15 protein-coding genes are annotated in these 14,703 nt (G+C 43.7%); 6 read left to right on the top strand and 9 right to left on the bottom strand.

Going from position 1 to position 14,703, the window contains the following annotated elements; translation table 11 throughout:
- Positions 1 to 69: 69 nt before the first annotated feature.
- Entirely contained in the window at positions 70 to 1,602 is a 1,533-nt protein-coding gene (locus J2T19_RS04605; protein WP_307213633.1) for a glycoside hydrolase family 43 protein, read from the bottom strand.
- Positions 1,603 to 1,664: 62 nt separating this feature from the next.
- Positions 1,665 to 3,182, bottom strand: a complete 1,518-nt coding sequence (locus J2T19_RS04610; RefSeq protein WP_307213635.1) for a glycoside hydrolase family 43 protein — start codon at positions 3,180 to 3,182, stop codon at positions 1,665 to 1,667.
- Between the two features lie 197 nt (positions 3,183 to 3,379).
- On the opposite strand from J2T19_RS04610, the gene J2T19_RS04615 reads away from it, so the two are divergent.
- Complete coding sequence (locus J2T19_RS04615) at positions 3,380 to 4,264, top strand: AraC family transcriptional regulator (RefSeq protein ID WP_307213637.1); 885 nt, start codon at positions 3,380 to 3,382, stop codon at positions 4,262 to 4,264.
- Positions 4,265 to 4,534: 270 nt separating this feature from the next.
- Here the strand turns inward: J2T19_RS04615 and J2T19_RS04620 are convergent, their stop codons facing one another.
- The 3 genes from J2T19_RS04620 to J2T19_RS04630 form a co-directional block, all read right to left on the bottom strand.
- On the bottom strand, positions 4,535 to 4,807 hold the full coding sequence (locus J2T19_RS04620; protein ID WP_307213638.1) for a barstar family protein: 273 nt from the start codon (positions 4,805 to 4,807) through the stop codon (positions 4,535 to 4,537).
- Between the two features lie 11 nt (positions 4,808 to 4,818).
- Complete coding sequence (locus tag J2T19_RS04625) at positions 4,819 to 5,247, bottom strand: ribonuclease domain-containing protein (RefSeq protein ID WP_307213641.1); 429 nt, start codon at positions 5,245 to 5,247, stop codon at positions 4,819 to 4,821.
- A gap of 222 nt (positions 5,248 to 5,469) precedes the next feature.
- Complete coding sequence (locus J2T19_RS04630; protein WP_307213642.1) at positions 5,470 to 6,384, bottom strand: DsbA family protein; 915 nt, start codon at positions 6,382 to 6,384, stop codon at positions 5,470 to 5,472.
- Positions 6,385 to 6,529: 145 nt separating this feature from the next.
- Here J2T19_RS04630 and J2T19_RS04635 point away from each other — a divergent pair, with 145 nt between their 5' ends.
- A complete protein-coding gene (locus J2T19_RS04635; protein WP_307213643.1) occupies positions 6,530 to 6,886 on the top strand; it encodes a winged helix-turn-helix transcriptional regulator in 357 nt (118 codons plus the stop codon).
- Between the two features lie 105 nt (positions 6,887 to 6,991).
- Here J2T19_RS04635 and J2T19_RS04640 read toward each other — a convergent pair whose 3' ends face one another.
- Positions 6,992 to 7,510, bottom strand: coding sequence for a DUF3231 family protein (locus J2T19_RS04640; RefSeq protein WP_307213645.1), 519 nt, complete (start codon positions 7,508 to 7,510; stop codon positions 6,992 to 6,994).
- A 171-nt stretch (positions 7,511 to 7,681) separates the two neighbouring features.
- Between J2T19_RS04640 and J2T19_RS04645 the strand changes: the two genes are divergently transcribed.
- Positions 7,682 to 8,536, top strand: coding sequence for a manganese catalase family protein (locus J2T19_RS04645; protein WP_307213647.1), 855 nt, complete (start codon positions 7,682 to 7,684; stop codon positions 8,534 to 8,536).
- A 105-nt stretch (positions 8,537 to 8,641) separates the two neighbouring features.
- On the opposite strand, the gene J2T19_RS04650 is transcribed toward J2T19_RS04645, so the two are convergent.
- Positions 8,642 to 8,992, bottom strand: a complete 351-nt coding sequence (locus J2T19_RS04650; protein ID WP_307213649.1) for an AMP-dependent synthetase and ligase — start codon at positions 8,990 to 8,992, stop codon at positions 8,642 to 8,644.
- Between the two features lie 273 nt (positions 8,993 to 9,265).
- On the opposite strand from J2T19_RS04650, the gene J2T19_RS04655 reads away from it, so the two are divergent.
- The 3 genes from J2T19_RS04655 to J2T19_RS04665 all read left to right on the top strand — a co-directional run bounded on the left by J2T19_RS04655 (position 9,266) and on the right by J2T19_RS04665 (position 12,374).
- The gene (locus J2T19_RS04655; protein ID WP_307213651.1) at positions 9,266 to 10,147 is read left to right on the top strand and encodes an AraC family transcriptional regulator; all 882 of its coding nucleotides are present in this window, start codon (positions 9,266 to 9,268) and stop codon (positions 10,145 to 10,147) included.
- A 108-nt stretch (positions 10,148 to 10,255) separates the two neighbouring features.
- Positions 10,256 to 11,533: a glycoside hydrolase family 27 protein gene (locus J2T19_RS04660; RefSeq protein ID WP_307213653.1), complete on the top strand. Its 1,278-nt coding sequence runs from the start codon at positions 10,256 to 10,258 to the stop codon at positions 11,531 to 11,533.
- 469 nt (positions 11,534 to 12,002) lie between these two features.
- The gene (locus tag J2T19_RS04665; protein WP_307213656.1) at positions 12,003 to 12,374 is read left to right on the top strand and encodes a DUF5412 family protein; all 372 of its coding nucleotides are present in this window, start codon (positions 12,003 to 12,005) and stop codon (positions 12,372 to 12,374) included.
- Between the two features lie 23 nt (positions 12,375 to 12,397).
- On the opposite strand, the gene J2T19_RS04670 is transcribed toward J2T19_RS04665, so the two are convergent.
- Positions 12,398 to 13,789, bottom strand: coding sequence for an MFS transporter (locus tag J2T19_RS04670; RefSeq protein WP_307213658.1), 1,392 nt, complete (start codon positions 13,787 to 13,789; stop codon positions 12,398 to 12,400).
- A 120-nt stretch (positions 13,790 to 13,909) separates the two neighbouring features.
- Positions 13,910 to 14,500 carry a TetR/AcrR family transcriptional regulator gene (locus tag J2T19_RS04675; protein ID WP_307213660.1) on the bottom strand — a complete coding sequence of 197 codons (591 nt, stop codon included), beginning with the start codon at positions 14,498 to 14,500 and terminating at the stop codon, positions 13,910 to 13,912.
- Positions 14,501 to 14,703 lie beyond the last annotated feature (203 nt).

Below are 14,703 nucleotides of genomic sequence, written 5' to 3' on the forward strand. Positions count from 1 at the left end.
GTCATGGCAGGAGTAACGAAAAAGCCGCCATTGGGCGACTTTTATCCGTATGCGTCGTACATTGTTTGATTACTTGATATGATAATTGAAATTTGAAAAGTCAGCTGTGCCTCCGATCATTTCCGTGGAGTACAGAAACAGACCGATACGGCAACCCATGAAATGATCTAGCTTATAGAACATTCGGTGAGTGATGCCGAGACTCTTCCACGCTGTACCGTCCCAATAGCCAAAAGAACACTCATCCTGGTTATCTACAAAATTCCCTGTCGCTAGTAATGTAACCGTCGATCCATCTATGGGAATCCGCGCATGCTCTGTTGCTGGCTCCTCATCAATCAAATTACCAAATATGCTCGAATCTTCGCTCTCTCTCGCCTGCATAACAAGGTAATACTGACCTTCCTTTTTGGTGAGTGCAATCAGACTATACGTGCCGATCAGGAAGCATAAACCAGCATAATCTCCATCATTCAAACCACTGCCATCCAGCGTAACCGTTGCTTCACAAGCAGGCCCCATGGAACGCTGAGTTAGTGTATTTACGGCAAAGATCAGATTCGGACTAAGCTGACCCGTGCGGATTCGATAAACTCCCGGCACTTCTGTGACTGACCAGAGCTCGTCATGCGGTGTGTGATTCCACTGCCAAATGTCCTGAAGACGCACCTTGCCGTCTTCCTGTGCGGTGTACTCAAAGCGGTCACTCCCAACAAGTGGTCTATACGCATACCCCGGCCTTGTGCTCGCAATATCGATGGATTTGGGGGCTTCATTCGCAAATACCGGAGTACCTTGCTTGAATTGTAGTGGCACCAGCACAGGAATTCGCCCTACCGCTCCATGATCCTGAAACAACATGGCATACCAATCTCCGTTCGGCGTATCGACAATACCTCCTTGAGCTACACCTGAATTGAAATATCCCATGTCATCGTTAAACACTTCCCCGCCTACAAACTCACTATCCAAGGCGTCGGCCATATAAAATGCCTGTGTCCTCCGTCCTGCTGCCTTGGTCATATGAATGAGGAAAACGTAATACTTGCCCTGGATTTTGTAGAAATGGGCACCTTCATAACCAAGGTAGTGCGGTTGATTGTCTTTTACAATAATCCGCTGTATACCGCCGGGCTTTGGCCCAGAGAGGTCTACGCTTAACTCGGTCAAATGAATCTCGGCATTCCCATGCACCAGATAGACTCGTTCATCCTCATCAAAGAATAGGGAGCAATCATGATAAAATCCTTGCACAATTTGCTTCTTCCAAGGACCTGCTATCGTACGTGATGTGTACAAATACGTCTTACGCGTATCATTAGCGACAAAGATAACATAAAACATACCTTGATGATGCCGTAGAGACGCTGCCCACATGCCTTTACCATAAATCTGTTGACCAATCTCTAATCGCTGGGCAGGCGTGTTATCCAGCTTGTCGTACACATGCGTGGCTACTTCCCAATGAATCAGATCATACGACCGCAGGATAACGCAACCTGGCATCATATGCATCGTTGTGCTGACCATATAGTACGTATCCTCTACCCGGATGATATCAATATCTGGGTAATCAGCCCAGATAATTGGATTTGAATACATGCTTTGTGTTCACCTCATTTTGATTCCAGCGTATATAATCACACACAGGTTACGTTCTATTTCTATTTAACTCTCTCGAACTTCCATTCCTGCAAGAGGACTGCACTCGAATGATCCGAAGATGCTCGAAGGACGATATACAGATCATGAGTCCCTTGCGAACCAGCAATTGCAGTTGACTGCACATTCCATTGATAGGCTTCACTCGTTGAGGGAATAGCAACCTTACCCACAATTGGCCCGTCTTCACGATCAAGTCGTAGTTCGAGCGTAGCTGCTTCTCCTTGGTTAGAGAGCAACGCTGTAAAACCAGACGCACCATCTTCCCCAAAATTTACATTCGAGATCGCAATCCAGCTCCCCCCATGCAGTTTACTTACAACCACATCAGATGCTGATGTTAGCCCATGATCGGCGCTAGTTAATTGCAACGTGTTCACCCCTGCGCTCCAGCCAATGGTTGCCCCACTAATGGCTTGATATGGATCGAAGGAGTGAAGCTGACTTACACCTTGATAATCCGCCTGGATTGCCTTCAATCTGCCCGTCGTTTCTTCATATTCAATACGATTGATATGCGTAGAGCGATAACCTTCTGGAATATCCATCGCTTGGCAGAGCGTCTGAGCATGGTAGGCGATGTACCATTGATCCGCTAATTGAATAATGGCATGATGATTATTGCCGCCAATCCCGAAGAAATGACCTGGATTTTGAAGAATTGTGCTTTGATACGTCCAAGGCCCCATGGGCTGAGTACTCGTCATATAGGCAATCTCACCCGGTGGTGGATCACTCTCTGCACGATCAACTTCATGAAAATTAGAGCAATACGTATAGTAGTAGATATGTTGATGCTTATGTATCCCTGAATCCTCGAACATAAAAGGAGCTGGAATGACCTTAGCTTTACCAGTCACGCTGATCATGTCATCTCCCAATCGCATTACACGGGCTGTATCAGGTCTTTCTGATTTCCCTTCAGGCACTCCGCCTCCAAAATATAGATACGCTTGATGATCTTCAACAAGCACAGCCGGATCGAAGAGCCAGGTGACATCTTCTACCCCTGGGGTTTCTCTTGTCACGAGTGCTTTCCCTATAGGATCTGTCCAAGGCCCAACAGGTGTTGGTGCAGACAATACACCTATACCGCTGGCGTTATTAGCGAAATAAAGAAAGAAGCAATCCTGTCCGTCTAGCTTCCGATGGGCGGCCGCCGGAGCCCAAGACTGTGAAGCCCATGTTGCTGCGCCTTGAGAGCCTGCAACTCTGATCTCACCATGATCAGTCCAGTTGATCAGATCCTCTGACGAGATCACTGTAATCCGGTTAATTGAACTATAACTGTTTTTCTGGGGTATCCCGTCCGAGTCATACTCGAGTTTGTCACTGGTCATATATATATACACTCGATTATTGAACACCAGTGCATAAGGATCAGCTCCAAATTTATGCGCCATCAACGGATTAGCATTCGGACGAAGCTTGCCGATTTCCTTTGGTTGCAATTCAGGTTGGGCAGGTTCAACCGTGCCTTCCTTCTGCTTGCCAGCTTGTGGAGTAACATGATGATTCATTTCATTCATTCCCCCTCGGATGGTTTGATCATGGCAGCTCTAAGTCATTCGATATACATCAGGTTTGAATCGTATATTAGTAAGCGTTTGCAATGAAAACAGCTTCGTGATAGGATGATTACATTTTAAGGTAAGCTGAGTACAATTTCATTGCTTAATCTGCTCTATTTATTGCGTGAAATGACGGGAGGTGCGCTATGAACGGATCCTCTGAATATTTTTACGATCCCATTCAACCTGAGCTTCTGTATCAGCACCGAGTGACGACCTATAAACTGGAAACGATCTATCATCGACATAATGCCTATGAAATTTATCTCTTCCTTCGTGGCAATGTTCATTTTTATGTAGAAAATCGCTGTTACCATATGGAGCGGGGTGATCTGCTCGTTATGTCACCTCAGGAGATGCACCGTGCATTTATTTTAGATGAAACGGAGTATGAACGAATTACGATTAATCTTAAGAAAACGTATCTACATCAACTATCTACACCTTCAACTAATTTATCATCCTGCTTCGATTATCGACCCAAGGGAAAAGACAACATGATTCATCTGGACGAAGATCGTCTGCAGCAGTTGTTACAATGGACCGAACAAATTGAAGAATTACGTGCTTCCGATGCTTATGGTACAGATATCAAACTGAATGCAGCAACTGCCCAATTGCTGATTATGCTGAATGTATGGTTTCACAACAATTCTTTTGTGCCTCACGACATCATGCCAGAACTGGTACGTAACACTATGGAGTATATTGAAGAGCATATCACGCAAGATATTACGCTAGGTAAACTTGCCGAAGAGTTCTATATGAACAGCACTTCCATCAGTCGCCAGTTTAAAAAGCACACCGGACTAACTCTCCGCTCCTACATCCTGGGTCGGCGAATTGAGCTTGCCAAATTCCACCTTTCTGAAGGGATGAGCATTACAGATACGTGCTTTCAATCGGGCTTTAGTGATTACGCCAATTTTATTCGGAGTTTTACCAAATTAGTTGGCACCTCTCCAGGCAGATATATTAAGAAACGACGAGATACGTTCAAGTCTGCTGGGAGTTCTTCATCCAATATGTAAATGGCTGCAATCTTGTACGAAAGAAGCTGATGCCTGCGAGGTTTGCGAAGTGTATGAAGAATAGCCCAAAACATCGAGTCAAGGATCTGGACTCGATGTTTTGGGAAGATTTAATCCATTAATACCACTCATCAATCATCATTAGATGGGGAACAAAGCGATTTAATTTTTACTATTGAATTTCCCGTCCACAATCGTACGCGGTCTTTAATCCACCCCGTATATTGCTGCTCCATCGCTACTGCTCCCGCGTTGCTGTGAAATGATACACTACTTCAATTCCAATGTGAATCCTTCGATCTCATCTTCTACCTCGCGCATCAAATCAATGACTTGGTCAGCGTATCCTCCTAGCACTTGTCTACTCTTCTCGAAATGAACCCACTGAATGGTGAGCGGCATGCTCACTTCCCCTGTTAAGTAGTCCCACAGCGCGTCTAAGTTACGTCCGTAGTGTTCCCCCAATTCAAGCTTCGCCTGAAGCATGGCATGCAGTTCATCTCTCGCAAGTAATTGCTCTCCATCAATCTGAATGATATTCATAATGCCCTCCGTTATTTTAACTGCTCAAATGATTCATAATGGTCTGTTGTCTTATAGATTAATCCGTCGTTTGAATATAAGATTCGATCACTTCCACGTCTTCCACCTGAATAATGGATGTCAGCTTCATACCACGTTCGACCTTTCTTACTCGGTAACAGGCCTTCTCGATTTCTAAACACATCCCCGCCGATGCTTTTGCCTGGAGCAACTTCTTGTAAATTCCCTTCGCTTGGTACCCAGCCCAATGCTCTGGCTTCTTTCTTCGTAATGTAGTTCGGCGGGAGTGCATTGTGCTCCGATATATACTTGGCGACCTCATCAAATCCCATATCCTGTGAAGCCGTAGTCTGATCCAGAAGCGACTGCGGCGTACAACCTGAGAACACCAGTGCAGCCAGGATAATTAACAACGTATAACCGATTTTTCTAAAAAACATGTTCATTTCTCCTTTGGGTAATCTTGCATTCTGTCGGTATTGACAATGAGTCTAATGTTACTCAGTTATGTACGATAAATCAAATCTATTCAAGTCTAGTCAATTTATAAAATCAAACATATTTTGACGATGCATTTCATTCGTAGACAAAAAAATAAACCGACAACTAGACGTCGATTTATTAATAGTCGTTTTCATATGCAGAAGTAGATTCCTTCTATGTTATCGCTGCACCACGTAGAGTTCACCCAGAATCTGTTGAGTTTCATAGGTATTCGGAGCCAATTCAGATGTGATAAATGCCTCTACCGCATGTTGCTCCAGGTCATACATCACTTCGATCTCTTTGGAGAAGAGCATGTGTGTCTCTTTCAACTTGTTCGATAAGCTTGGAATGGCTCTAGGCGTAACTTCACGCTCTGTGATCTGCTGAAGCGCTTGTACATACGTGTCTAGAGAGCGTGCTCCGACTACTTTGATGCCTTTGTTCTCTTCATTCACCATCACAACGGATGGAAAACCTCTAACACCTAGGCGAGCAACCATCTCAAAGTCTTCTTCCAACAGATCCTGTGCAGACTGCTGACTGGCCTCTTCCACAATTTGTTTACCATCTAAGCCGAGTTGGTTCACTATATCCACAAGCACTTGATCATCGCCAATATTCCGATTGAATACAAACACCGCTTCACGCGCTCGTCTTAAGAATTCCTCTTCCATACCCTTATGTGTATGTTGAATGATCTTGAATACACGTGATGGAGGATAGGATGAAAGGATCGGATCGGTGTGCCACACTGAGCCATCAATCGGCATCCGAGAATGTTCACCCACTTCTCTCCAGTGACCTGCAACATCAGAAGGCTTCTGAATTCCGTTAGCTCCATCTGAGAAACCTTGCCAGCTTGCCAGCAACCCTCCCATCATGATTCTCACATCAACGTACCGACCATACTGCTCTATAAAACGATTCAGTACTGGCTCAAGTGCCCAACAGTGCGAACAGATTGGATCTGTCGCGTAGTATAAAGTAATCTTCTTCTCCGATGGATTAAGGTCCACCTCTTGTATCATATCTTCATCACCAGGGCCACATACGCCTGTCGCTAAGTCACACATCATAGGTCCATTTGCCATTCGTAATCACACCTTTCGAATTCTCGGAGCTTCAAAAATGATTTGATTGCTCTTTCTAGTATGATTATAATAGTTGCAATCCTAACAACAAGTACTATTATTTTTCTTACTAAGTATAAAAAAGTATACTAATGGAGGTTATCAAGTGAAATATAACTTCAATCTGGATCAATTATGTCCAGCAACCTATGCATTTCAGGTAATTGGTGGCAAGTGGAATTTGCCAATCTTAGCGATTCTTAGTGAAAGTAAAACGATCCGGTACAATGAATTAAAAAGAAGACTTTACGGCATAACCGGTACGATGCTCACGAATTGTTTGAAAGACCTGATCGATTATGGCATTGTTCACAGAGAGCAATATAATGAAGTTCCACCTAGAGTGGAGTATTCACTAACATCTTCTGGGCAGCATTTGGTGCCTTTGATTGAATCGATTGTGGAATGGGGCGAACAGCATGTTCCGTCCAATATCAAAAGTGCAGATTCTTCAACAGAGTAGTATGTTGGACAAAATAAAATCAAGCTAATGCAAATGATGAGCAGATGCACATGCATACCATAAAAAACAAAAAGCCGCTTCACAGCGACTTTTCGAAGGGTTTACTTAAGCCTCGTCAGAATCAGGTCTTTTCACCTGAAGTGGTGGCGGAATGAGCCAGCCCTTCTCTTTGTTCATTTGCAAAATCCGCACACCTAGTGCTGTCTTGGTTACATGATATTTGGCAAACAAAGCTCCGATATCTTCCCGAATGGATTGACCTATCACTTGACTCGCTGCAACTAACCCCAAAGACGTATCTGCTGCCACTTTAGCGGCAATTTCAGGGTCTGTAAATCTAGCTCCAGCCGGAATATCTTCCAACTTAACGGGCGGTCTTTCCGGCAATGTTGGTGCAGGTGCAATACCATTCTCCGTAAGTAACGTATCGCATTCTTTAATTTCAAGTTTGGCTTGATCCAATAAATCATCCAGTATTTTTTTCAGATCCTTGTCACCCGCATGATTCAAATAAGCCTGATAACAAGACACTGCTCCTTTTGCCATCATCGAACATTCCCACACACTGAAAATTTCTCCGTAGTGCATCGGCTCTTTTTTCGGATTACCACTCAAAATACCCATTTTTTATTTCCCCTCCAGATCTTGTGATCGTTTTTTACCCGACATATCGTCTCCCTTAAAGTAAAATAATATTCATAATCAAGTAACCAAACTTTGTTAGTGGATCCATTCACATAAATTGAGAAGGAAGGAAAAGACTAACCCTGTAACTTACTTGATTGGAGGACAACTATGTTTTTCTATAAAGAAGACCTAATTAATATGATCGTTCCAGACAAACCCGACCCAGCTGCAGCAAAAGTGCTGCAAGAAACACTTGGGGGTCAGTTCGGCGAAATGCGGACGATGATGCAGTTTTTTTTCCAGAGCAGTAATTTCCGTGGCCAAGCGACACAGTATAGAGACCTCCTTCGGGGTGTATTTCTGGAGGAATTAAGTCATATTGAATTGGTGCAACAAACGATTAATCAATTGTTGACTGGTGCAGGTGCTGAAGGTGCTGGTCAAGCCGGTATCGACGGTGCTCCGCTGGACGAAGCAATCAAACATGCCAACCCTCATCATTACATTATGGGAGCACAGAGCTCACTGCCCGTAGATGCTGGAGGGAATCCGTGGCTTGGCAATTATGTATACGATCACGGCAACCTCGTTAGTAATTTGCTGGATAACGTTGTATTGGAGTCAACAGGTGTACTGCAAAAAACAAGAATCTACGAAATGAGCACTAACAAAGCGTTCCGTGAAACGTTAGGTTTCCTGATTGTTCGTGATAACGCTCATCAAAATGCATTTGCGAAGGCTCTGGAAACACTTGGCGTCAATTGGGGAAAATTGTTCCCTGTTCCCAACTACGATATTAACAAGTATCCGGAATGCCAGAAGTACGTTGATCTCGGTTACCATAATGCACAATTTAACTTCCGCTTAGACCAGACACGGATTGCTGAAATATATAGCGGACAATCCCCAAGTCGTAATGGCGGTGAGCTGCAAGTCACGGAGCCACCACAGGGATTTCCGTTGCCCTATATGCCAGAGCTTCCTAACGAGCATAGTCCTGGTTTGTATGATTTAAATGCTTAAGATGGTCAAGTAAATACTGACTTATCGAGCATGTAACACACTAAAAAGGAACCCACGTTATGGGTTCCTTTTTTTGCTTCATTACTTTTGGCTAATGCCAATATCCTACTGACGATTTTGGTTGCTGAAGTTTCCATAAGTTGAAGCAGGGGAACCAATCAGTGGATTGTTATACGGTTGTTCTATGTGAGATACATTCTGAGTTGCTGTATGCGCAATTTGCCCAGCAATGTTTGCAATTTGTTGTAATTGTTGGATTGCCGTTTGATGCCCTTGAAGAGCTGTTTGAATGATATGAGCTGCTTGCTGCTCCCGCTGTGCGATTTGGTTCAATTGCTCAGCATTGCTCTGCTCTTGTCTCAAAAGCTGTTGATATTGCATGGATGCTTGTTGCGTCTGTTGAGTAAGCTGTTGAGCTAACTGCGTGATTTGTTGAGTTTGTGAAAATTGATTCAAGGTAAAACCTCCTAAATGTCGTTTTTATTACCTGTGTAGTATGTAAAGTGGTCATTAAAAATATTCATTCATGCATTTTGATGAGTTTTACGGTATGGCCCTGGATCTGATTGACACTTCACAGGAGATGCAATTAATTTGAATAGAACAAGATTTGTGGGATATGAGGGTTTCGTTTGGTTGTTCCTTAAACTTGATACGATACAATAGAACGATCAATGAACCACTATTCAGTAAACTCAATCATGACAGCTAAACTAGGAGGAAGTATTTATGAACATACCCAGAGGTACCTATGGCTTTCGGTTCGCTGAGGACACCGATCTACAACTTTGCGTTCTATTTGCAGTAGGGTCTGATTCAATAACCGATACTTCTTATCACTGGGACGGATTGGAACGTACAGATGGACCATTGCTATTATTCCAGTATACACTCTCCGGCGAAGGTGTATTTGAGTCACAAGGTCGCGTTCATCGTGTCACCGCAGGACAAGCATTTTTGGCCGAAATTCCGAGTTCACATCGCTATTATTATCCTCCGGATTCGCAAGAACCGTGGGAATTCATTTTTTTGTTGTTCAGACCTCAGCTTGTACTGCCCCACTGGCGAAAATTCCTTCGTGAATCAGGAGAGATCCCCGATCTTCCTTATGAATGTGCTCCGATTCGCTTGTTGCGAATGATGGTTACCGATGCCGCAGCAGGCAGAATTACTGATCCGCTAATGGCGTCCTCGTGCGTATATCAATTCATGACTGAATTGGTTAGATTACAGAAAACAACCCTACAGAACAGAGAAACCTGGTCAAAACCTATCCAACAAGCCGTTGATTTTATTGAAAACAACTATTCCAGGATGATCAGTATGGATCATCTGTCCGAGTATGTTTCTCTCTCCAAATATCATTTCATTCGCCGCTTTTCCTCCACCACAGGTTTAACTCCTGGAGCTTATTTGACTCGCATTCGTACCGAGAAGGCGATGGAGTTGCTTCGTGGCACAAACTTAAGTGTTGAAACGATCGCAGAGCGTGTTGGATATTCCAGTGGAAGCTACTTTATCAAAGCATTTCGGAGTTTAACCGGCATTACACCCGGCGATTTTCGCAGTGGAGGAGAAAGTCTGGTTTATCGTAAATTGTTCTTCGACTGACCGCAATATAATGCTATTCGTTCATCTAGATTACTGTAGATTATTGATATTCTCTTATACTATGATAATTGTAAGAGAGCAATAAAGAATCAGTAAAGGAGCATGATGATGAATCATAAACTTGTAGCCCCTACCCCACCTCTCGGCTGGAATAGCTGGGATTGTTATGGCGCAGCCGTAACAGAAGCCGAAATTCGCGGCAACGCTGAATACATGGCAGAGCATCTCAAAGACTTCGGCTGGAGCTATATAACGGTCGATATTCAGTGGTACGAACCTTTCGCTAACTCGTCTCAATACCGCGCTTTCGTTCCATTAGTTATGGACGATTACTCCCGCCTGATGCCTGCTGAGAATCGGTTTCCCTCTGCTGCGAATGGGCAAGGATTCAAACCATTAGCCGATTATGTACATAGCCTAGGGCTCCAATTTGGCATCCATATCATGCGCGGCATTCCAAGACAAGCTACACATGCGGCTACACCGATCCTTGGCACAACTGCGACTGCGCGTGATATTGCGCATCCGAACTCCATTTGTCCGTGGAATACTGATATGTACGGTGTAGATTCCTCTAAGGAAGGTGCACAGGCGTATTACGACTCGCTCTTTGAATTGTATGCGCAATGGGGTGTTGATCTGGTAAAAGTAGATGATATTGCCGCTTCTAGACTTTACGATACACATCAACCAGAGATTGAGATGATTGCCAAAGCGATTGAACGCTCTGGACGCCCTATGGTTCTCAGCCTCTCTCCTGGGCCTGCTCCGGTAGAGTACGCTGAACATTTCGCTAAACATGCTAATATGTGGCGAGTCACGGATGACTTCTGGGATCTATGGCCGTTGTTGCTAGATATGTTTGACCGTTGTCGAACTTGGCAGGGTATACCTAAGGAAGGCTGCTGGCCAGACTGTGATATGCTGCCACTGGGTCACATCGGCATCCGTTCTGTTGACGGTGGCGGAGCCGACCGTTGGACTCGATTCACACCGGATGAACAGTTGACAATGATGTCGTTATGGAGTATTTTCCGCTCCCCACTCATCTTTGGTGGTGAACTTCGAGACAACGATGAATGGACGTTATCGCTACTAACCAATCGTGAAGTTCTGCGTATGCATCGCGACAGCTATGGTGCAAGAGAAGCCCTACACCGTGATGATCTGATTGTCTGGACTGCACAGAATGCTGATGGTTCCTCCTATGCTGCATTTTTTAATGTTGGTGAGCAGTCTCTTTCATTAGATTTGCACCTTGAAGAGATTGATCTCTCCGGTATTACAGAAGGTACTGAGCTATGGAGTGGAACTCCAGCTGAGTTAAACGGGAACACATTACGCACAACCATTCCTGTGCATGGTGTACGCCTCTATCGGTTTTAATTAATATTAATCTCTTCATTTCTAAAAACGATCAAATGAATTACCTAAGATGATCTCCGTACGCAATGTACTACACGGGGATCATCTTTTTGTTATTTACAGATTGGAGCATGAGGAGTTCCTGCTGGAATATGAATACATCTTTGATGATGCCGATAGAACTATACTACTCTAACTAGGAATAATGAAACTTATTAAAAGGTGATATCGTGGACATTTTTCCCAAGCAACCCTTATAATACAAAGTGTATTAGAAAGAGATAGAAATTTAAATCTAGCATGTGCGAAAGGAGACTTCATCATCGTCAAAAAAATAAGCTGGATTGCATTATTCCTTGTCCTTATGTTGTACTCTATTTCGTTGTATACCTTATATTCAAGCATCCATCATATGTGGATGATCGCTCCACCTGGATATGTCATAGTGATTCTCTCTATTCTGACATTCATCCTTTCCATCATAAGTTTTATGGACACATCAAGTTTATTTGCCAAGATCAGAAGCTGGATCTCAACGACCCTCTCATTCATATTAGTCGCCACCCTGCTTTTTGTCGTGACACTTACATCTATCTTCTCAGGAGCCAAGGTACTACTCACTAACACGCACTCACCTGACCAGCACTATACGATTAACTTTTATAAAACGGATGCTGGAGCCATGGGAAGCTTCGGTATTGTTGGAGAGTTACAAGGAGCACTGTGGTTCAGAAAAGCGGTGTATGGGGAGAGTAAGGTTGATCAAGTAGAGCTACAATGGTACAACAACCATACGGTTATCGTGAATGGACACCCCATCGACCTTGCGAGCAGTGAAACATGGGGGTTTCAGTCCGAATAATTCCAGACTGTCCCCCCATTCTGTTAACGGTTCTGTCTGACCTGGAGGTCTACAACGGGTTTACGTCCATATTGCAGCACATAAAACAGCAGCATCACAGCGACACACAAGGCGAGCACGACAAAAATGTTACTATAGACGAAAGCACTCTTCACTTCTATCCAAGGATTCAAATGAACAGAAGTTGCACCCCGATCAAGTACCTTGCCAAGAGCTGCAGTAGATACAGATGCTGCGATGAAATTGAACATAGATAACAATCCCATTCCGATGCCGATGTGCTCCTTGGGAAGTGTATGTGCAATCGTATTAGACATCGCAATCTGCATGTAGGATTGACCTAACACTCCCAAGATCAGAAATACAGCAATCCAAATCGGTGACGCACTTACAACAAAGGATAAACAAATGAAACCGACGATGAGTAGTACAGAAGCCGTATATAACAGAAAAGGATTGCCTTTCTCATCGGCGAGCTTCCCGCCTTTACGTCCTAGAAGAGCAGCAACGAGCGCAGATGGGAGCATGATCATTCCAGTTAGAGCTGGTGAGAAGCCATGTATTTGTGCTAGTAATTGTGGCGTTATAAATGGAATGCCAAAACCAATGGCGACCAGCACGAAAGCAATGACCATTCCAATGGCATAAGGTTTGTTGTGGAATACAGCTGGCTTGACGAATGGTGCTTCAGCGTAACGGATTCGTATGGTGAACAAGATCAAGAGCACGATGCCTGTCATTAAGAACCATAGGTTGGATTGAGTTAACGCGAGTAACAATGCAGCAACTGTCCCCGCTAATGTTAATCCCCCGATATAATCCATTTTTTCACTGACTCCTCTGTCGTCATCCAGATACTTTCGATAAAAGGGTAGTGTCGCAAGCGAAAGCAACGGAATAGCAAATAGAAATTGCCAGCTTAAGACACTTGATATCAATCCGGCTACAATAGGGCCTAGCGCAGATCCAAGAGCAATACCAATTGCAGAGGTTCCCAGGGCTTGACCACGCTTCTTAGCTGAGAAGTAACGAACCGGAATGATCATAGCAAGTGCAGGAATGACAGCAGCTCCTGCCGCTTGCACAATCCGTGCAACAATAATCATCCAATATTGAGTAGCTACGATGCCGATCACAGAACCTGCCGCGAGCAATAATAAACCAAACGTAATTAAATGCTTCATGCTGTACCTATCGGTGAGCTTGCCATAAGTAACTGTTCCAATTGCATATACAATCAAATAACCTGTCACAATCCAGCTCGATTGAGAAGCCGTAAGCTGAAATTGCTTGCTAATTACCGGCAATACCACATTAAACATCATGCCATTCATGACAGAAATAATCAGGGTGAAGACAAGCACTCGGAGTAATAACGTCTCCTTGCTCTGTGAAGCGGAATGATTGATAGCCATTTATGTTCCTCATTTCTATAATCTAGATGGGTCACTCAGCTCGGAGCTGTTGCTAAACAATTCGTTATACTCAAGCAAAAATGACCGTCAGTGCTTACTGACATATAAGAGCTAAAAAAACTAGGGGGTTAAAGCCCTAGTAAACGTCCATACACTTTCTGTAATAATGCGATCCAAAGAGAGCGATGGAAAACGAGCATCTTCATTCAAATTGTTAATAAACACACCGTAATTCAAAGCCATAAATGAAAAGGCTTGATGCTCAAAATTCGTTTGAACCAGCTTGCCTTTGTCATGCATGATGCTAAAATACTCGGTTATAATCTCTAAGAGCTGTCTTGGATGTTTAATCGTGCGATCCCGAAGCCCCGGTAGATGTTCATCTTCCTTAAACCCGATCAGAAACAGCTTCCGGTTGCGGTTCATAATCTCGTGATATGTTCTGCTAATCAAAAGCAAATCGGTGTGCAAATCCCAGACTAGCTTTTCATTGAAGATCTTCGTCATCTCTTCGGAGTAATAATATTGATCGAATGCCGATTCCAAAAGGTTCTGCTTGGTTCCAAATTGACGAAACAGCGTTTTCTCACTTAAGCCAGCCGTAGTCGCGATTTCCATCGTTGTAACGCTTTTATAACCTTTTTTCGAGATCAAATCAATCGCAGTCATCATTAATCGTTCTTTGCTGCTATAGTTTGTACGACTAGACATTTCTCTGTCCTCTCTTCTATAGAATGTCAGTACTTACTGTCATATAGGAATAGTAACGAATCATCATATAGATGTCAAGAAGCTCTGATCTGTGATGATCATTGCCGCCTGCGGAGTGAACTGCTACTATAACATCTCACCTCTTCACTTCAATTCAAAAAAAGAGCAGAGAAGGACATGCTCCTTCTCTACCCATTCGTTCT

Origin of the sequence: Paenibacillus tundrae (genome assembly GCF_030812775.1) — a bacterium.
Taxonomy (GTDB): domain Bacteria; phylum Bacillota; class Bacilli; order Paenibacillales; family Paenibacillaceae; genus Paenibacillus; species Paenibacillus tundrae_A.